The organism is Neobacillus sp. OS1-2, assembly GCF_030915505.1.
In the GTDB taxonomy this organism is placed as follows: Bacteria; Bacillota; Bacilli; order Bacillales; family Cytobacillaceae; genus Neobacillus.
The window spans coordinates 1,922,028-1,941,561 of the sequence record NZ_CP133265.1 but is presented as its reverse complement, the minus strand read 5'-3'; the positions used below and the strand labels follow the sequence as shown (position 1 = coordinate 1,941,561).

Sequence of the window (19,534 nt, the reverse complement as noted above, 5' to 3'; positions counted from 1 at the left end):
GACATCCTTACATCATCTTCTACAATTTCCATATCCCTTCCTCCGACAGATTGTGATAAAATATTCTTTGTGTCAATGAATGTACAGAATAGATATACTCGAGTAAACCAGTTCAAACTGATTAATCATAGAAAGTGCAGGGAGCTACGAAGGAGGACTTATAATGGGGGATACACCCTTTATTACCGTTGAAGGGCCGATTGGTGTCGGTAAGACATCGCTCGCCAAGGCCATTTCAGAACAGTTTCAGTTTGCTTTATTAAAAGAGATTGTTGATGAGAATCCATTCTTAGGGAAATTTTATGAAAATATTGAGGAGTGGAGTTTCCAGACGGAAATGTTTTTCCTCTGCAATCGCTTCAAGCAATTAGGGGATATCAATACCCATTACCTAAGCCAAAACAAGTCAGTCGTGGCGGACTATCATATTTTTAAAAATTTAATTTTTGCCGAACGGTCCCTAAATCCTGACGAATACCACAAGTATTACAAAATTTATCAAATTCTGACCGAAGATATGCCAAGACCAAATGTCATTATTTATTTGAATGCCAGCTTAGATACACTGCTGAAGCGGATCAAAATACGCGGCCGTGAAGTTGAGAAGAATATCAGCCCCTTATATCTTGAGCAGCTTTCAATCGATTATGAAACTACCATGGCGTCTTTTGAAAGGGAACACCCAGAGATCCCCGTCCTACGCTTTAGCGGTGATGAGTTGGATTTTGTAAAAAGCGAACAAGATTTACAGTATATTTTTCAAAAGTTAACCGCATCGTTAAAAGAGAATCGTTGGACAAACAATAAAATAGAAACAGGGGGATGTTCGTGAGTATCGTTATTGGTGGAATGATTGGCCTTGGAAAAACAAGTGTTGCCGACACATTACGTGCACATTTTAAAAATAAAGGGATTGAAAGTAAGGTATTTTACGAAGCGGTCGATGATAATCCGATTCTTCCACTTTATTATGAACTGACACCTGAAGAATTAGATGCGCGGAGAATTCCGTTTCTGTTGCAATTATTTTTCTTAAATAAGCGCTTTAAGACAGTAAAGGATTGCATCAATTGGTGCGAACCGATATACACAATCCAAGACCGTTCCATTTATGAAGATTGGTATTTTGCCTATGTAAATAAAAACTTAGGGCGGATTTCGGAATTAGAATTCAAAATTTATGAAGAGCTTGTTGATAATATGCTGGAAGAGTTAAATGAACTTCCCAAAAAGGCTCCGGATTTAATGGTCTACTTGAAGGGCTCATTTGATACCGTCATTGACCGCATCATGGCTCGCGGCCGCAGCTTCGAAATTAACCCTGAACTGAAGGAGTACTACTTCGAGGTGTGGAAGGGCTACGATGAATGGGTTATGAATCAATACAATGCTAGTGAAGTACTTGTCATTGATATGGATACCACGGATGTTGTGAAAAGCAATGCCGATGCCTTACGGGTTTGCCGTGATGTCGAAGATAAGTTAAATGAGATTCTAAGTATAACTAAGACACCTATGTTTTAATAGGTGTTTTTGTTTTGCTAAAAGGCATAAAAAAAATCCGCTACATCAAATGTAACGGATTTTATCTCCAGTTTTTATGCGCGATTGTTAATAATAATGGAGGAGGAAGAGGGATTCGAACCCCCGCGCGGTTTGACCCGCCTGTCGGTTTTCAAGACCGATCCCTTCAGCCGAACTTGGGTATTCCTCCGTATCGACAAGAGATAATTTATCATATATTTTATCCAATGTCAAACATAATTATGTTTATTTCCGGACAGGTTTTCACCCATCCGGATTTTTATTATTATTGTGGCCTGATAACCTCACGGCCGCCCATATAAGGACGTAAAACCGCAGGAATAACTACACTGCCGTCCGCCTGCTGATAGTTTTCTAACAGTGCTGCGACCGTGCGGCCAATGGCAAGGCCAGAACCGTTTAGCGTATGAACATGCTCCGGTTTCGCCTTTGGATCACGGCGGAAACGGATATTAGCTCGGCGCGCCTGGAACGCCTCAAAATTACTGCAAGATGATATCTCACGGTACGTGCCGTAGCTGGGAATCCATACTTCAATATCGTATTTTTTTGCGGCCGTAAAGCCAAGGTCACCTGTACACATGGAGAGGACGCGGTAAGGCAGTTCAAGCAATTGCAACACCCGCTCCGCATCATGTGTCAGTTTCTCAAGCTCTTCATAAGAATCCTCTGGTTTAACAAACTTAACAAGCTCCACCTTATTGAATTGGTGCTGGCGGATCAGCCCTCTAGTATCACGTCCTGCAGAGCCAGCCTCAGAGCGGAAGCACGCACTGTAGGCCGCAAATTTAATGGGCAGCTCCTCAGCGCTTAGAATTTCATCGCGGTGGTAGTTGGTCACAGGTACTTCAGCCGTTGGAATAAGGAAATAATCTTCGCTTCCGATTAAGAAGGCATCCTCTTCAAATTTTGGCAATTGACCTGTTCCCGTCATACTTGCGCGGTTGACCATGTAAGGCGGCAAGATTTCTGTATAGCCGTGCTCATCTACATGAAGGTCGAGCATGAAGCTCATTAACGCCCGCTCCAAACGTGCCCCAAGCCCCTTATAAAAAACAAAGCGACTTCCAGTTACCTTTCCAGCCCGCTCGAAATCTAAAATCCCTAACTGATCGGCGAGATCCCAGTGCGGCTTTGCCTCGTATTCAAAGTCGCGTATTTGGCCCCATTTTCTAATCTCGACATTATCATCTTCGGTCTCTCCCATCGGAACACTTTCATGCGGGATGTTTGGAATACTGAGCAATAAATTGTCTAAGATCTCTTCTACACCACGCAGTTCATCATCAAGTGTTTTGATTTGATCGCCAACTTCACGCATTTCTGCTATTAACTGCTCCGCATCTTGCTTCTCACGCTTTAATGCCGCCACCTGCTGTGAAACTTCATTTTTCCTGCTCTTTAACTTTTCAGTCTCAACTATTAATTCACGTCGCTTCAGATCAAGCTCCTCAAACCGTCCTAAATCCGTTAAATCCTCACCGCGATGCGCTAGCTTTGCTTTTACTTCAGCAAAATTAGCTCGTAATACTTTAATATCTAACATTGTATTGACACTCCTTTTAAAAAAATATCTTGCTCCAGCGGCCAGCGGCTAGTGTACTTCGCTAAACAGCCGCCTCTGCTTAAAAAAATAAAAACTCCCGCCCCTAAAAACAGGGACGAGAGTTAGTCGCGATACCACCCTGGTTGACAGCCAAAGCTATCCACCTCAAAAAAAATGTAACGGTTTCTACCGAAAGTACTTACTGACCTCTACTGTGAGGCGTTCCATACCTTGCTCGAGGAGGGATTCACAAGGTTCACACACCGATTCGCACCAGCCACCGGCTCTCTAAAAGAGTGAATTTCTCATTACTAGTTCCTCTCATTGCTTTTAGCATTATTGATTTGTTTAATAATTTACTATAATTATTCGCAATTTGCAACAACCTTATACAAATTGTTTAGCTTTTGCTTCCCTTACCATCTCAACGAAATAGGCGGTAAGGCAATGATTATCTGTCAACTCTGGATGGAAGGAACAGCCAAGAAATTGTCCTTCCCGTGCAGCCACGATGCGGCCATTATGCTTGGACAAAATTTCTACATTTTCTCCCGCCTCAACGATGTGCGGCGCCCTGATAAATACGGCTGGAAAGCTGTCAGCGACATCTTTAATCGCAAGGTCCGCCTCAAAGCTGTCAACCTGGCGCCCAAAGGAGTTCCGTTCCACCTTAATGTCCATCACACCAATATGCGGTTCACTATAGCCGACAAGATTTTTTGCCAGAAGAATGAGGCCTGCACATGTGCCGAACATTGGTTTTCCTTGGCGGGCAAATTCCTTCAGGGCATCCATAAAATCATACTTGTCAATTAAGCGCCGCATTGCGGTACTTTCACCGCCGGGAAGAATAAGACCGTCTAAATCCTGTAATTCCTCTTTGCGTTTCACAGCAACTGCCTGGGCGTCACATGCGACAATCGAATTCATGTGCTCACGAACAGCACCTTGCAATGCGAGAACACCAATTTTAATCATCTTACCATCCACGCTCCTGCATGCGGGCTTCAGGTGCTAAGGATGAAATTTCAATCCCCTTCATGGGTGTCCCTAAATCCTTTGAAAGTTCTGCGATTAATTTATAATCTTGGAAGTGCGTTGTGGCTTCGACTATTGCTCTAGCAAACTTAGCAGGATTTTCTGATTTAAAAATACCCGATCCTACAAAGACACCATCTGACCCTAATTGCATCATTAATGCAGCATCAGCAGGTGTTGCCACTCCGCCTGCAGCAAAGTTAACAACTGGAAGGCGGCCAAGGCGCTTGATTTCAAGCAGTAATTCAAATGGTGCACCTAAAAGCTTCGCTTCTGTCATAAGCTCGTCTTCATTCATGCCAACCACTTTACGAACCTGTGCATTTACCTTACGGATATGACGAACGGCTTCCACAATGTTACCAGTTCCCGGCTCACCTTTTGTACGAAGCATGGAAGCACCTTCACCAATACGGCGGGCAGCCTCACCTAAGTCACGGCAGCCACATACAAACGGAACGGTAAAATCACTTTTATATAAATGATACTCTTCATCAGCAGGTGTTAATACTTCACTTTCGTCAATGTAGTCAACACCCATTGCTTCAAGTACACGTGCCTCAACAATATGACCAATTCGAGCCTTAGCCATGACAGGGATTGAAACAGCATTAAGTACCTCTTCGATAATTCTTGGGTCTGCCATTCTTGCCACGCCGCCAGCAGCACGAATATCAGAAGGAACACGCTCTAGTGCCATTACCGCAACTGCACCTGCTTCTTCCGCTATCTTTGCCTGCTCCGCATTGACAACATCCATGATGACGCCGCCCTTTTGCATTTCTGCCATACCGCGTTTTACGAGATCCGTACCAGTTTTCATTGTTAAAATCCCCCTTTGTTTTACTATTAAGAAAATTCCTTGTATACGTTTGGAATATCCTATTCATTCAATCGGAATTTTTATTCCATAAAGTCATTAAAGCAACAAAAAAGGACTCCTGTCAAGACAAGAATCCTTTCTTTTACTATCGGAAAATACGCTTATTTAAAACCATCCTTTAACAGTGGAAGAAATCCCGTGCCATACATCTCCGAAGAAATTGCCAACTCCGCGCATCATAAGCACAAACCAATTTGCTTTTTCAACACCTTGTGCGGCAATCACATCTACTTGTACTTTTTCCTGGCCTTCACTTGTTAAGAAGCTAACCTTTTCGCCGTTTTTCGGTTGAATGGTTAAATAGCCAACCTTTTCCCCTTTTTTAATTGGTGCGGTTACCTCACCTTTTTTATTGATTTTATTTTTGTCTAATACCAATACAGATTTATAGTTTTTCTTTTCTCCATTAAGAACGACCATATCAATAGCTGACTTCGTGTAAATGTTAACTTGATCTTCTTTCCCTTTAATGACTGGTACCGATTTATGTCCTTTTACTTGATAATGTTTCGGAACAATCTCTTCTTTTGAATAATTGCTAAAGGCATAATCCATCATCTTTCTCGTTTCATCAAAGCGGGCTTTATAACCACCTGCACCGCTGGCATCCTTCGCATTTTGAACAACTGTGATAAATCTTTTTCCATCACGGCTGGCAGTACCAGTAAAACAATAGCCTGCGAAATCAGTTGTACCTGTTTTCAGCCCGTCCATTCCTTGGTAACCATATGTCAATTCCGGAAGCATCCAGTTCCAGTTATCCATCTTAATCTGGTCATCGGTACCTTCTCTAAAAACTTTCTTAGCGGTACTCGCCGTTTTTAATACATCAGGAAAATCATTTATTAGGTGGAAGGCCAATTTCGCAACGGCGCGTGAGGACATGACGTTTTCATCCTCGGCACCTGTTCCCTGTGGCTGCTCCCCTTTGTAATCAGCATTATTTAGCCCGGTTGAGTTAACAAATTTAAAATCCTTTAACCCTAATTTAGCTCCTTTTTCATTCATCATCTTTACAAAATTTGTTTCTGACCCGGCAATGATTTCAGCAATGGCGATGGTTGCTGCATTAGCGGAGTAAATGGCCATTGCTTCATATAATTCACGTACTGTATATTTACCATCAGCCCTTAATGGGACGTTTGAAAGATCACGGTTTTGGGAAATTTTATAAACAAGGTCACTAGGTGTATATTCTCGATCCCATTTCACTTTACCTTTTTTAACAGCATCTAGTAAAAGATACTCTGTCATCATTTTTGTCATACTAGCAATTCCTAGTACACTATCTGCATTTTTTTCGTATAAAACTTTTCCTGTTTCTCCGTCAACCAAGATAGCCCCATCTGCATTAATATTCAATGCTGCTTCTGCCTTAGCTGAATTCACTCCAGCAAATAGGCTGAAAAACATGATGAGCGCCAGCGCACTAGTAACGCATTTCTGATAAAAATGTTTATTCACTTTATAGCCCTCCAACGTTTTTTTACACCTTGGTTATTTTAACACAACTGCTTGGCAAATCATAGGCGGAGCATGGAATCTGCTTTCATTTAGGACTTATGACATAAAAGCATCTAGAGTGCTTTTTTTTCGCAAAAAAACAGAGAAGCCGTAACTTCTCCGTTTCAGTCCTATTTACATTGAATAATTGGGTGCTTCTTTTGTGATTTGGACATCGTGTGGGTGACTTTCTCTAAGGCCAGCACCTGTCATCTTGATAAATTGTGCTTTAGTCCTTAATGCTTCAAGGTCTTTCGAACCGCAATAGCCCATTCCGGATCGTAAGCCGCCAATTAATTGATAAATCGTTTCGGCTAATGGGCCTTTATATGGGATGCGGCCTTCAATTCCTTCAGGGACAAACTTTTTATTATCCTCTTGGAAATATCGATCCTTCGAGCCCTTTTCCATTGCAGCTACTGAACCCATTCCGCGGTATACCTTAAAACGGCGACCTTGGAAAATTTCCGTTTCTCCAGGACTTTCAGATACCCCTGCTAACAGACTGCCTAGCATAACGGCATGTCCGCCCGCTGCTAGCGCCTTAACAATATCCCCGGAGTATTTAATACCGCCGTCGGCAATAATTGTTTTACCGTGCTTCATTGCCTCTGTGGCGCAATCATAGACCGCCGTAATTTGCGGCACGCCAACACCGGCAACAACCCTTGTTGTACAAATGGATCCAGGTCCAATTCCAACCTTAACAACATCGGCACCTGCCTCAAACAAGTCCTTCGTCGCTTCAGCGGTCGCTACGTTCCCGGCAATGATGGTTACATGTGGAAAGGCAGCTTTAAGTTCCTTCACAGTATCAAGGACACCTTTAGAATGTCCATGAGCAGTATCAACAACCAGCACATCAACGTTCGCCGCAACAAGGGCCTCGGCCCGTTTCATCGTATCACTTGTTACCCCAACAGCCGCACCTGCTAACAGGCGGCCTTGTTTGTCTTTTGCGGAGTTTGGAAATTCAATCACTTTTTCAATATCTTTAATGGTGATTAAACCTTTCAAAACTCCTCGCTCATTAACAAGGGGCAGCTTTTCAATTTTATACTTCTGCAGGATCTTCTCAGCTTCTTTTAAAGTGGTTCCAACAGGAGCCGTTACGAGATCTTCCTTTGTCATGACATCGGAAATTTTAAAGGAATAATCTTGATCTTGAATGAATCGAAGATCGCGATTGGTGATAATTCCTACAAGTTTTTGTTCTTCCATGTTATTAACAATTGGTACCCCAGAAATGCGATATTTCCCCATTAGATGTTCAGCATCAAATACTTGGTGTTCTGGAGTGAGGAAAAATGGATCGGTAATAACCCCACTCTCAGATCTCTTAACCTTTTCCACCTGCTCTGCCTGCTGTTCGATGGTCATATTCTTATGAATAACCCCTAATCCACCTTGACGGGCAATAGAAATTGCCATTTCTGATTCTGTTACCGTGTCCATACCGGCACTAATGATTGGAATATTAAGCTTTACACTTGGTGATAATTCTACTTGCAGGCTTACATCTCTTGGCAGAACCTCAGACTTACCAGGAATTAATAACACATCATCAAATGTTAAACCTTCCTTTGAAAATTTACTTTCCCACATTTTAACGGCCTCCCATTTATAAAACTTAAAAGCGTAAACGCCCTTTTCCATCAAAAAATATTATTTGTAGGTTATCAATTGGACAAAATACTGTCAAGGAATATCTATTAGTTTGATTCTTCTGAAAAAGGTGATTTACTTTGAATAAAGGATTTAAGGGCTGGAAAAGCTTCAGTTGTTTCTTCTCGGCAGAATACTGCCAGCGTTATTTAAAAAGTAGTTATCAAAGGCTCAATTTTGAAAATCCTGAACAAAAGGGATATGAAAACTGTTATGCCTTTCTCTATTATCTCGAACATGGGCAAATATATTATGAACAAGCAGAAAAGGCACCGCTTATATTAAAACCTATTTTGCTTTTTTATGGTCTTGTCCATTTAATTAAAGCATGTATTTTAACGACAGACCCTACCTATCCTGAAACAACAGCGGTCTTAGCCCACGGTGTCTCTGCTAGAAAAAGGAAAAAGCAAAATTATCTATTCTTTCAGGATGAAGTTAAATTTCAAAAAAATGGACTCTTCCCCTTCATGTCAGATAAATTGTTTCACATGAAACAATTAGAAGGGGAAAAAGTCATTATGGAGGAATTATTACAGCTTATACCGGAACTCGATGAATTATTCTTTATACTTGAGGGAAAACGGACATTTGAAAGGTTATCACAAGAGGGTGATCGTTTCTTGATCCCAGAAGCAGTATTGGATCATTATCACATGACAGAAGATCGATTAAAGGAATTCTTGGGTCCAAAATTGGCGAAGGGAATAGAGTTTTCCGGTGAGGGGCTCGCGTTACTGATGGGTGATAGCAAATTCTTAGGTGTTTCACCATTAAAGTTCCATTTAGAAGATGGCTGTTACACAATACCGCTTAATAAAAACCACCTTTTTTCTTTTCCCGAACTGTTGATCCATTATTTACTGCTTTATAACTTGAGTATGATTGCCAGATATGAGACGGAGTGGTGGAGTGAATGTACAAAAATGATGCCGAATCAAGATTATCCATTTATTGAATCGTTTCTTGACATCACTTTGAAAAAGGGACCATTTTTGATTTATCAATATTTGATGAAATAATAACGAAAAAAAGGACAACCCAATTGGATTGTCCTTTATTTGCCTGGCAACGTCCTACTCTCACAGGGGCGCATGCCCCAACTACCATCGGCGCTGAGAAGCTTAACTTCCGTGTTCGGTATGGGAACGGGTGTGACCTTCTCGCCATTGTTACCAGACTAATTTAATTGAGAGATCGTTCTCTCAAAACTAGATAATGCAGAAGAGGTTTGTAAAAATCAAGTTCGCTTTTAAAATTTGTCTAGCTCCAGCGTCCAGCAACTAGTGTCCTTCGGTCTTTTCCCTACGATAAGTCAACATCGAATCGCTAACGCTCTTCGTGTTTCCTTTATCTCAGTCAAAGCACTCCAGGCCATACGTTGCTAACCGGCCGCTTCCGCTTTTCTATTTGGTTAAGTCCTCGAACGATTAGTATCAGTCAGCTCCACATGTCGCCACGCTTCCACCTCTGACCTATCAACCTGATCATCTTTCAGGGTTCTTACTAGCTTGCGCTATGGGAAATCTCATCTTGAGGGGGGCTTCATGCTTAGATGCTTTCAGCACTTATCCCGTCCGCACATAGCTACCCAGCGATGCCCTTGGCAGAACAACTGGTACACCAGCGGTGCGTCCATCCCGGTCCTCTCGTACTAAGGACAGCTCCTCTCAAATTTCCTGCGCCCACGACGGATAGGGACCGAACTGTCTCACGACGTTCTGAACCCAGCTCGCGTACCGCTTTAATGGGCGAACAGCCCAACCCTTGGGACCGACTACAGCCCCAGGATGCGATGAGCCGACATCGAGGTGCCAAACCTCCCCGTCGATGTGGACTCTTGGGGGAGATAAGCCTGTTATCCCCGGGGTAGCTTTTATCCGTTGAGCGATGGCCCTTCCATGCGGAACCACCGGATCACTAAGCCCGACTTTCGTCCCTGCTCGACTTGTAGGTCTCGCAGTCAAGCTCCCTTGTGCCTTTACACTCTACGAATGATTTCCAACCATTCTGAGGGAACCTTTGGGCGCCTCCGTTACTCTTTAGGAGGCGACCGCCCCAGTCAAACTGCCCACCTGACACTGTCTCCCACCCCGATAAGGGGTGCGGGTTAGAATTTCAATACAGCCAGGGTAGTATCCCACCGACGCCTCCACCGAAGCTAGCGCTCCGGCTTCTCAGGCTCCTACCTATCCTGTACAAGCTGTACCAAAATTCAATATCAGGCTACAGTAAAGCTCCACGGGGTCTTTCCGTCCTGTCGCGGGTAACCTGCATCTTCACAGGTACTATAATTTCACCGAGTCTCTCGTTGAGACAGTGCCCAGATCGTTACGCCTTTCGTGCGGGTCGGAACTTACCCGACAAGGAATTTCGCTACCTTAGGACCGTTATAGTTACGGCCGCCGTTTACTGGGGCTTCGATTCAGAGCTTCGCGTGAGCTAACCCCTCCTCTTAACCTTCCAGCACCGGGCAGGCGTCAGCCCCTATACTTCGCCTTGCGGCTTCGCAGAGACCTGTGTTTTTGCTAAACAGTCGCCTGGGCCTATTCACTGCGGCTCTTCAGGGCTATGAACCCTAAAGAGCACCCCTTCTCCCGAAGTTACGGGGTCATTTTGCCGAGTTCCTTAACGAGAGTTCTCTCGCTCACCTTAGGATTCTCTCCTCGCCTACCTGTGTCGGTTTGCGGTACGGGCACCTTTTATCTCGCTAGAGGCTTTTCTTGGCAGTGTGGAATCAGGAACTTCGGTACTATATTTCCCTCGGCATCACAGCTCAAGCTTTGTGAGAAGCGGATTTTCCTACTTCTCGCTCTAACTGCTTACACGCACATATCCAACAGTGCGCTTACCCTATCCTCCTGCGTCCCCCCATCACTCAAACGATAAAGAGGTGGTACAGGAATATCAACCTGTTGTCCATCGCCTACGCCTTTCGGCCTCGGCTTAGGTCCCGACTAACCCTGAGCGGACGAGCCTTCCTCAGGAAACCTTAGGCATTCGGTGGATGAGATTCTCACTCATCTTTCGCTACTCATACCGGCATTCTCACTTCTAAGCGCTCCACCAGTCCTTACGGTCTAGCTTCAACGCCCTTAGAACGCTCTCCTACCACTGACACCAACGGTGTCAATCCACAGCTTCGGTGATACGTTTAGCCCCGGTACATTTTCGGCGCAGAGTCACTCGACCAGTGAGCTATTACGCACTCTTTAAATGGTGGCTGCTTCTAAGCCAACATCCTGGTTGTCTAAGCAACTCCACATCCTTTTCCACTTAACGTATACTTTGGGACCTTAGCTGGTGGTCTGGGCTGTTTCCCTTTTGACTACGGATCTTATCACTCGCAGTCTGACTCCCACGGATAAGTCTTTGGCATTCGGAGTTTGTCTGAATTCGGTAACCCGATGAGGGCCCCTAGTCCAAACAGTGCTCTACCTCCAAGACTCTTACTACGTGAGGCTAGCCCTAAAGCTATTTCGGAGAGAACCAGCTATCTCCAAGTTCGATTGGAATTTCTCCGCTACCCACACCTCATCCCCGCACTTTTCAACGTGCGTGGGTTCGGGCCTCCATCCAGTGTTACCTGGACTTCACCCTGGACATGGGTAGATCACCTGGTTTCGGGTCTACGACTACATACTAAATTCGCCCTATTCAGACTCGCTTTCGCTGCGGCTCCGTCTCTTCAACTTAACCTTGCATGTAATCGTAACTCGCCGGTTCATTCTACAAAAGGCACGCCATCACCCATAAACGGGCTCTGACTACTTGTAGGCACACGGTTTCAGGAACTATTTCACTCCCCTTCCGGGGTGCTTTTCACCTTTCCCTCACGGTACTGGTTCACTATCGGTCACTAGGGAGTATTTAGCCTTGGGAGATGGTCCTCCCTGCTTCCGACCGGATTTCTCGTGTCCGGCCGTACTCAGGATCCACTCAGGAGGGAACGAAGTTTCAACTACAGGGCTTTTACCTTCTCTGGCTGACCTTTCCAGGTCGCTTCATTTACCCCGTTCCTTTGTAACTCCATGTTGAGTGTCCTACAACCCCAAGAGGCAAGCCTCTTGGTTTGGGCTATGTCCCGTTTCGCTCGCCGCTACTCAGGGAATCGCGTTTGCTTTCTCTTCCTCCGGGTACTTAGATGTTTCAGTTCCCCGGGTATGCCTTCTATACCCTATGTATTCAGGTAAAGATACTGTTCCATTACGAACAGTGGGTTCCCCCATTCGGAAATCTCCGGATCAAAGCTTACTTACAGCTCCCCGAAGCATATCGGTGTTAGTCCCGTCCTTCATCGGCTCCTAGTGCCAAGGCATTCACCGTGCGCCCTTTCTAACTTAACCTAAAAGGTTTGTTTCTCTATTAAATAGAGAGAAAAACTAAAATGGCGATTACTCGATGTTTACTTTGCTTCTTCTTACGATTATCTAGTTTTCAAAGAACGATTTAAAAGTTATTTTCACTGCGTGAAAAAACTTTGGTGGAGCTTAGCGGGATCGAACCGCTGACCTCCTGCGTGCAAAGCAGGCGCTCTCCCAGCTGAGCTAAAGCCCCGTTATGGAAATGGTGGGCCTAAATGGACTCGAACCATCGACCTCACGCTTATCAGGCGTGCGCTCTAACCAGCTGAGCTATAGGCCCCCACAACGAATAGTATAGAGAGAATTGCACTCTCAAAACTAAGCAAACAAAGAACGTGTATCAAACCTGTTTTGTCTGGCTCATACGTCCAGATCTATTCCTTAGAAAGGAGGTGATCCAGCCGCACCTTCCGATACGGCTACCTTGTTACGACTTCACCCCAATCATCTGTCCCACCTTAGGCGGCTGGCTCCTTGCGGTTACCCCACCGACTTCGGGTGTTACAAACTCTCGTGGTGTGACGGGCGGTGTGTACAAGGCCCGGGAACGTATTCACCGCGGCATGCTGATCCGCGATTACTAGCGATTCCGGCTTCATGTAGGCGAGTTGCAGCCTACAATCCGAACTGAGAATGGTTTTATGGGATTGGCTAAACCTCGCGGTCTTGCAGCCCTTTGTACCATCCATTGTAGCACGTGTGTAGCCCAGGTCATAAGGGGCATGATGATTTGACGTCATCCCCACCTTCCTCCGGTTTGTCACCGGCAGTCACCTTAGAGTGCCCAACTAAATGCTGGCAACTAAGATCAAGGGTTGCGCTCGTTGCGGGACTTAACCCAACATCTCACGACACGAGCTGACGACAACCATGCACCACCTGTCACTCTGTCCCCCGAAGGGGAACGTCCTATCTCTAGGAGTGTCAGAGGATGTCAAGACCTGGTAAGGTTCTTCGCGTTGCTTCGAATTAAACCACATGCTCCACCGCTTGTGCGGGCCCCCGTCAATTCCTTTGAGTTTCAGCCTTGCGGCCGTACTCCCCAGGCGGAGTGCTTAATGCGTTAGCTGCAGCACTAAGGGGCGGAAACCCCCTAACACTTAGCACTCATCGTTTACGGCGTGGACTACCAGGGTATCTAATCCTGTTTGCTCCCCACGCTTTCGCGCCTCAGCGTCAGTTACAGACCAGAAAGCCGCCTTCGCCACTGGTGTTCCTCCACATCTCTACGCATTTCACCGCTACACGTGGAATTCCGCTTTCCTCTTCTGCACTCAAGTCCCCCAGTTTCCAATGACCCTCCACGGTTGAGCCGTGGGCTTTCACATCAGACTTAAAGGACCGCCTGCGCGCGCTTTACGCCCAATAATTCCGGACAACGCTTGCCACCTACGTATTACCGCGGCTGCTGGCACGTAGTTAGCCGTGGCTTTCTGGTTAGGTACCGTCAAGGCACCGGCAGTTACTCCGGTACTTGTTCTTCCCTAACAACAGAGCTTTACGACCCGAAGGCCTTCATCGCTCACGCGGCGTTGCTCCATCAGACTTTCGTCCATTGTGGAAGATTCCCTACTGCTGCCTCCCGTAGGAGTCTGGGCCGTGTCTCAGTCCCAGTGTGGCCGATCACCCTCTCAGGTCGGCTACGCATCGTCGCCTTGGTGAGCCGTTACCTCACCAACTAGCTAATGCGCCGCGGGCCCATCTGTAAGTGACAGCCGAAACCGTCTTTCAGCATTCCCTCATGAGAGGGAATGGATTATCCGGTATTAGCACCGGTTTCCCGGTGTTATCCCAGTCTTACAGGCAGGTTGCCCACGTGTTACTCACCCGTCCGCCGCTAACCAATGGGAGCAAGCTCCCAAAGATTCGCTCAACTTGCATGTATTAGGCACGCCGCCAGCGTTCGTCCTGAGCCAGGATCAAACTCTCCAAGAAAGTTGATTAGCTCATAAAATAAAACGTTGGCTTCATTTCATAAAAGAAATGAATCATTTATTGTTTGTTTACACATCTTTGTTTGTTTAGTTTTCAAAGGACAATTTCACAGTCACTCGTAAGCGACTTAATAAATATATCACCTATGCTATTTAAAGTCAACACGTTTTTTGTTTTTCTACTATAATTATCTTAAAAACCTTTTGTGATCAAAATAAAAGAAGAAGCACACCAGGTATGCCTCTTCTTGGTCATTATTCTTCGGTCTCAGGAATGCTGCTATCTGGAGTTCCATCTACGTTGATTTCTTCTCCTTCTATCACTTCGTTTTCCTTAATTACTTCTTCTTCTTCTTCTTCTTTTTCAACCTTTGCAACAGTTGCGACAAATTCATTTTCGCTTTCTTTCATGCTAATCAGTTTGACACCTTGTGTGTTCCGGCCCATTTTTGAAATACCGGCGACATCAATCCGAATTAGAACACCACCAGTCGTAATGAGCATTAAATCTTCCTCACCAGTGACAGCTCTCATCGAAACAAGGTCTCCATTTTTCTCCGTTACATGGCATGTCTTTATTCCTTTACCGCCGCGTCCCTGAATGCGATATTCGGAGGAAGGTGTGCGTTTACCATAGCCATTCTTCGTTACAATTAAAACGTCACTTTCCTCTTCTAATACTTCCATGCCGACCACTTCATCATCATGGTCAAGTGTGATACCTTTAACCCCTGTTGCTGTTCGTCCCATTGACCTTACATCGGTCTCAGGGAAGTGAATCAACATACCTTTTTTCGTACCAATAATCATATGCTTGCTGCCATCAGTGAGACGGACTGAGATTAATTCATCATCCTCGCGTAAACTCAACGCGATGAGACCATTATTCCGAATATTAGCAAACGAGGTTAACGGCGAACGTTTTGAAATACCCTGTTTGGTTGTAAAGAATAAGTACCAATCATCGACAAATTCTTCAACAGGTATAATAGCGTTAACCCATTCCCCTTTTTCAACTCCAAGAAGATTAATAATTGGGATTCCCTTCGCTGTACGGCTGTATTCTGGGATTTCATAGCCCTTTGCACGATAAACCTTCCCTTTATTCGTAAAGAAGAGAATCGTATCATGCGTCGATGTCGTGATTAAATGTTCGACGAAGTCATCCTCATTAGTCCCCATTCCTTGGATACCACGGCCGCCGCGGCGTTGTGCCCGGTAAGTGGAAACTGGCAGACGCTTAATGTACCCATTATGGGTTAAAGAAATTACAATATTCTCCCGAGGGATTAAGTCTTCATCTTCGATATTTTCAATTCCGCCAGTAACGATTTCGGTACGGCGCTTATCATTAAAACGTTCTTTTATTTCTAGCAATTCTTCACGGATAATCTCAAGGATTTTCTCTTCATCAGCTAAAATTGCCTTTAATTCTGCAATTAGCTTCATGAGGTTTTGAAATTCATCCTCAATTTTCTCTCTTTCCAGTCCTGTTAAACGTTGCAAACGCATATCAAGAATGGCTTGTGCTTGTTTCTCAGATAGGCTAAACTGCGTCATTAAGCCTTCGCGGGCAATGTCTGTGGTCTGCGAGCTTCGAATAAGGGTAATGACAGCGTCTAAATTATCAAGAGCAATTCGCAAGCCCTCTAAAATATGGGCGCGTGCTTCCGCTTTCCGCAATTCAAACTCTGTTCTACGGCGAATGACTACTTGTTGATGATCTAAATAATGGACTAGACATTGTTTTAGATTCAATACCTTTGGATGGCCATTTACAAGTGCTAATGTGTTGACTCCGAAGCTGCTTTGCAGTGCGGTTTGTTTGTATAAGTTATTTAAAAGGACATTGGCATTCGCATCTTTACGAACCTCAATAACAATTCGCATTCCTTTACGATCTGACTCATCCCTTAGGTCTGTAATGCCCTCGATTTTCTTATCACGGGCTAATTCAGCAATCTTTTCGACTAATCTCGCCTTATTCACTTGATAAGGCAGTTCATTCACAATAATGACTTCTTTACCATTTGACTTTTGTTCAATCACTACTTTTGCACGAAGAGTAATCGATCCTCTGCCTGTTTCATATGCTTTGCGAATACCACTGCGGCCAAGGATTAGGCCTCCTGTTGGGAAGTCCGGGCCAGGAATAATTTCCATTAACTCCGGAATTGTAATCTCGGGGTCATGGGTAATAGCTAAAACTCCATCAATGACCTCGCCAAGCTGGTGCGGCGGAATATTTGTTGCCATCCCAACGGCAATGCCAGTTGTTCCGTTCACTAATAGATTAGGGAATCGTGCCGGCAAAACGACAGGTTCTCTTTCTTCGCCATCATAGTTGTCTTGATAATCAATTGTATCTTTGTTTAAATCCCTTAATAATTCCATTGAGATTTTTGACATTCTCGATTCTGTATAACGCATGGCTGCTGCAGAGTCACCATCCACAGAGCCAAAATTCCCATGACCATCTACAAGCATATACCTGTAGTTGAAATCCTGAGCCATCCGAACCATTGTTTCATACACTGCCGAATCACCATGCGGATGATATTTACCAATTACATCCCCAACGATACGGGCAGACTTTTTATAGGGTTTATCCGCATGAATTCCAAGGTCATGCATAGCGTATAAAATACGGCGATGAACCGGTTTTAGGCCATCACGAACATCTGGAAGGGCACGGGAAACGATAACACTCATCGCATAGTCAAGAAACGATGAACGCATTTCTTGGCTGATATTAATCTCTTTTATTTGAGAATTAGGTGTTTCAGACATTCTGACTACCTCCCTCCGAAAAGTTTTATATATCTAAATTCTTAACATATTGTGCATTTTCCTCAATGAAGTTGCGGCGTGGTTCTACCTTTTCCCCCATTAGCATATCAAAGGTTTCATCTGCTTCAATTGCATCTTCAAGGCTAACTTGAAGCATCGTTCTTCTCTCGGGATCCATTGTTGTCTCCCATAATTGTTCAGGATTCATCTCGCCTAAACCTTTATATCGTTGAATATTGGGCTTTGGTGCTGCTGGTAGTTCTGCAAATATCCGGTCAAGATCTTTATCATTATAGGCATACTCAATCCGTTTTCCTTGCTGGACTTTATAGAGCGGCGGCTGAGCAATATAAATATAACCGGCTTCTAAGATTTTTCTCATAAAACGGTAAAAGAACGTCAAAAGAAGCGTCCGAATGTGAGCACCATCAACATCGGCATCAGTCATAATGACAATTTTATGATAGCGTGCTTTAGAAATATCAAAATCTTCTCCGATTCCCGTTCCAATTGCTGTAATCATTGCCCTTACTTCGTTGTTAGAAAGAATTCGATCCAGACGAGCCTTTTCTACATTAAGGATTTTTCCACGAAGAGGTAAAATGGCTTGGAAATGGCGATCACGACCTTGCTTCGCAGAGCCACCGGCAGAATCTCCCTCAACGATATACATTTCGCTTTCTGCGGGATCCTTTGAGGAACAGTCAGCTAATTTTCCAGGTAAACTCGAAACCTCTAACGCACTTTTCCGGCGTGTCAGTTCCCTAGCCTTTTTAGCTGCAAGTCTTGCCCGCGCGGCCATTAAACCCTTTTCTACGATTTTCCTGGCAACTGTAGGGTTTTCTAACAAAAATTTATCGAATGTACTGGCAAAAACGGTATCCGTAATCGCTCTGACTTCGGAATTACCTAGTTTCGTCTTTGTTTGTCCTTCGAATTGCGGGTCAGGGTGCTTGATCGAGACAATTGCCGTAATTCCTTCACGAACGTCTTCCCCAGATAAGTTTGTATCATTTTCCTTGATTAGACCATTCTTCCGGGCATAATCGTTAATAACCCTCGTTAAAGCAGTTTTAAAGCCTGATTCGTGTGTACCGCCTTCATAGGTATGGATATTATTTGCGAAAGAGTAAATGTTATCTGTGTAGCCCTCATTATATTGAAGAGCCACTTCAACACTAATACCGTCCTTTTCGCCCTCCATGTAAATTGGTTCATCATGAATCACTTCTTTTGTGCGATTTAGATGCTCTACATAGGATTTAATACCGCCCTCATAGTGGTATTCATTTCGTTTATTTTCAACCCGCTTATCTTCAATCGTGATTTTAAGGCCACGGTTAAGAAAGGCCAGTTCACGGATACGTGTAGCGAGGATGTCATATTCGTATTCCAATGTTTCTGTAAAAATATCGCCATCCGGTTTAAAATGCGTAATTGTACCTGTGTGGTCTGTCGTTCCAATGACTTCTAGTTCTTTCACAACGGCGCCACGTTCAAATTTAATATAGTGGACCTTACCATCACGGTGGACATAAACCTCAAGCTCTGTGGATAAGGCATTCACAACAGAGGCACCTACACCATGAAGTCCGCCGGAAACCTTATAGCCCCCGCCGCCAAATTTCCCACCGGCATGAAGAACTGTCATGATGACTTCAACAGCTGGTCTGCCCATCTTTTCTTGAATATCAACCGGAATTCCCCGGCCATTATCTATTACAGTGATACTGTTATCCTTCTCAATGATGACATTAATTTCGTCACAATGGCCAGCGAGCGCCTCGTCAATACTGTTATCAACAATCTCCCAAACAAGGTGATGGAGCCCTTTACCGCTTGTCGAGCCAATATACATACCAGGTCGTTTTCGAACTGCCTCAAGTCCTTCGAGAACCTGAATTTGATCCGCACCGTATGATTCTTCTACTACTGCCTTTTGTTCCATAGTCATCCATGTTCACCGCACCTTCTGATAAAAAATAGCTCAATATTTTAGTTTTAAAAAGTATTATATAAATTCGTGTATATTCATTTGGTTTGAACGTTTTTTTAATGTTCCAGAAGCAATAGGGGATAAGTAAATTTTGTCATATGTAATAATGACTGATTTAAAGGGGTTTTTGGACAAGTTAATTAATCTGTCTTTATGGTGCGTTAAGAATTCTTCAATCAACGGAGAATGATTTGCACTCTCTTTGTCTAGTATTGAAATAATATCCTTCGCCCTTATATTAAGATCTTCCCCGATGTGAATATACATGGT

11 protein-coding genes, 3 tRNA genes, 3 rRNA genes and 1 other annotated feature are annotated in these 19,534 nt (G+C 44.2%); of the genes, 3 read left to right on the top strand and 14 right to left on the bottom strand.

Features of this window, described 5'->3' with window-relative positions:
* The first annotated feature begins 163 nt into the window (after positions 1–163).
* A complete protein-coding gene (locus RCG19_RS09480; protein WP_166246629.1) occupies positions 164–832 on the top strand; it encodes a deoxynucleoside kinase in 669 nt (222 codons plus the stop codon).
* Entirely contained in the window at positions 823–1,524 is a 702-nt protein-coding gene (locus RCG19_RS09475) for a deoxynucleoside kinase (RefSeq protein WP_374049590.1), read from the top strand. The genes RCG19_RS09480 and RCG19_RS09475 overlap by 10 nt, the downstream gene beginning before the upstream one ends.
* 97 nt (positions 1,525–1,621) lie before the next feature.
* On the opposite strand, the gene RCG19_RS09470 is transcribed toward RCG19_RS09475, so the two are convergent.
* The 6 genes from RCG19_RS09470 to guaB all read right to left on the bottom strand — a co-directional run bounded on the left by RCG19_RS09470 (position 1,622) and on the right by guaB (position 8,120).
* Positions 1,622–1,714 (bottom strand) — tRNA-Ser (locus RCG19_RS09470).
* A gap of 96 nt (positions 1,715–1,810) precedes the next feature.
* Entirely contained in the window at positions 1,811–3,091 is a 1,281-nt protein-coding gene (gene serS, locus RCG19_RS09465) for a serine--tRNA ligase (protein ID WP_308110636.1), read from the bottom strand.
* 108 nt (positions 3,092–3,199) lie between these two features.
* Positions 3,200–3,425 (bottom strand) — a binding site (T-box leader).
* A 53-nt stretch (positions 3,426–3,478) separates the two neighbouring features.
* Entirely contained in the window at positions 3,479–4,069 is a 591-nt protein-coding gene (gene pdxT / locus RCG19_RS09460; protein WP_308110635.1) for a pyridoxal 5'-phosphate synthase glutaminase subunit PdxT, read from the bottom strand.
* 1 nt (position 4,070) lies between these two features.
* The gene (gene pdxS, locus RCG19_RS09455) at positions 4,071–4,952 is read right to left on the bottom strand and encodes a pyridoxal 5'-phosphate synthase lyase subunit PdxS (RefSeq protein WP_308110634.1); all 882 of its coding nucleotides are present in this window, start codon (positions 4,950–4,952) and stop codon (positions 4,071–4,073) included.
* 165 nt (positions 4,953–5,117) lie between these two features.
* On the bottom strand, positions 5,118–6,425 hold the full coding sequence (locus RCG19_RS09450; RefSeq protein WP_308110964.1) for a serine hydrolase: 1,308 nt from the start codon (positions 6,423–6,425) through the stop codon (positions 5,118–5,120).
* Positions 6,426–6,650: 225 nt separating this feature from the next.
* Entirely contained in the window at positions 6,651–8,120 is a 1,470-nt protein-coding gene (gene guaB / locus RCG19_RS09445; RefSeq protein ID WP_308110633.1) for an IMP dehydrogenase, read from the bottom strand.
* Between the two features lie 140 nt (positions 8,121–8,260).
* Between guaB and RCG19_RS09440 the strand changes: the two genes are divergently transcribed.
* Complete coding sequence (locus RCG19_RS09440) at positions 8,261–9,202, top strand: YaaC family protein (RefSeq protein ID WP_308110632.1); 942 nt, start codon at positions 8,261–8,263, stop codon at positions 9,200–9,202.
* 41 nt (positions 9,203–9,243) lie between these two features.
* Here RCG19_RS09440 and rrf read toward each other — a convergent pair.
* The 8 genes from rrf to remB all read right to left on the bottom strand — a co-directional run bounded on the left by rrf (position 9,244) and on the right by remB (position 19,531).
* A 5S ribosomal RNA gene (rrf, locus tag RCG19_RS09435) occupies positions 9,244–9,360 on the bottom strand.
* 230 nt (positions 9,361–9,590) lie between these two features.
* Positions 9,591–12,526 (bottom strand): 23S ribosomal RNA (locus tag RCG19_RS09430).
* 135 nt (positions 12,527–12,661) lie between these two features.
* Positions 12,662–12,737, bottom strand: a tRNA-Ala gene (locus RCG19_RS09425).
* A 10-nt stretch (positions 12,738–12,747) separates the two neighbouring features.
* A tRNA-Ile gene (locus RCG19_RS09420) sits at positions 12,748–12,824 on the bottom strand.
* Positions 12,825–12,929: 105 nt separating this feature from the next.
* Positions 12,930–14,479: ribosomal RNA gene (locus RCG19_RS09415) — 16S ribosomal RNA — on the bottom strand.
* The 16S, 23S and 5S rRNA genes sit together here with 2 tRNA genes alongside, the layout of an rRNA operon.
* Positions 14,480–14,733: 254 nt before the next feature.
* Positions 14,734–17,268 carry a DNA gyrase subunit A gene (gene gyrA, locus RCG19_RS09410; protein ID WP_308110631.1) on the bottom strand — a complete coding sequence of 845 codons (2,535 nt, stop codon included), beginning with the start codon at positions 17,266–17,268 and terminating at the stop codon, positions 14,734–14,736.
* A 25-nt stretch (positions 17,269–17,293) separates the two neighbouring features.
* Positions 17,294–19,216, bottom strand: coding sequence for a DNA topoisomerase (ATP-hydrolyzing) subunit B (gene gyrB, locus RCG19_RS09405; RefSeq protein WP_166245303.1), 1,923 nt, complete (start codon positions 19,214–19,216; stop codon positions 17,294–17,296).
* Positions 19,217–19,279: 63 nt separating this feature from the next.
* Positions 19,280–19,531 carry an extracellular matrix regulator RemB gene (gene remB / locus RCG19_RS09400; RefSeq protein ID WP_166245249.1) on the bottom strand — a complete coding sequence of 84 codons (252 nt, stop codon included), beginning with the start codon at positions 19,529–19,531 and terminating at the stop codon, positions 19,280–19,282.
* Positions 19,532–19,534: the final 3 nt, after the last annotated feature.

What these genes read in the sequence shown, in the direction of transcription:
- RCG19_RS09480 (WP_166246629.1), top strand. Translation starts at nt 164, where the DNA reads ATGGGGGATACACCCTTTATTACCGTTGAAGGGCCGATTGGTGTCGGT.
- RCG19_RS09475 (WP_374049590.1), top strand. Translation starts at nt 823, where the DNA reads ATGTTCGTGAGTATCGTTATTGGTGGAATGATTGGCCTTGGAAAAACA.
- serS (WP_308110636.1), bottom strand. Translation starts at nt 3,091, where the DNA reads ATGTTAGATATTAAAGTATTACGAGCTAATTTTGCTGAAGTAAAAGCA.
- pdxT (WP_308110635.1), bottom strand. Translation starts at nt 4,069, where the DNA reads ATGATTAAAATTGGTGTTCTCGCATTGCAAGGTGCTGTTCGTGAGCAC.
- pdxS (WP_308110634.1), bottom strand. Translation starts at nt 4,952, where the DNA reads ATGAAAACTGGTACGGATCTCGTAAAACGCGGTATGGCAGAAATGCAA.
- RCG19_RS09450 (WP_308110964.1), bottom strand. Translation starts at nt 6,425, where the DNA reads ATGTTTTTCAGCCTATTTGCTGGAGTGAATTCAGCTAAGGCAGAAGCA.
- guaB (WP_308110633.1), bottom strand. Translation starts at nt 8,120, where the DNA reads ATGTGGGAAAGTAAATTTTCAAAGGAAGGTTTAACATTTGATGATGTG.
- gyrA (WP_308110631.1), bottom strand. Translation starts at nt 17,268, where the DNA reads ATGTCTGAAACACCTAATTCTCAAATAAAAGAGATTAATATCAGCCAA.
- gyrB (WP_166245303.1), bottom strand. Translation starts at nt 19,216, where the DNA reads ATGGAACAAAAGGCAGTAGTAGAAGAATCATACGGTGCGGATCAAATT.
- remB (WP_166245249.1), bottom strand. Translation starts at nt 19,531, where the DNA reads ATGTATATTCACATCGGGGAAGATCTTAATATAAGGGCGAAGGATATT.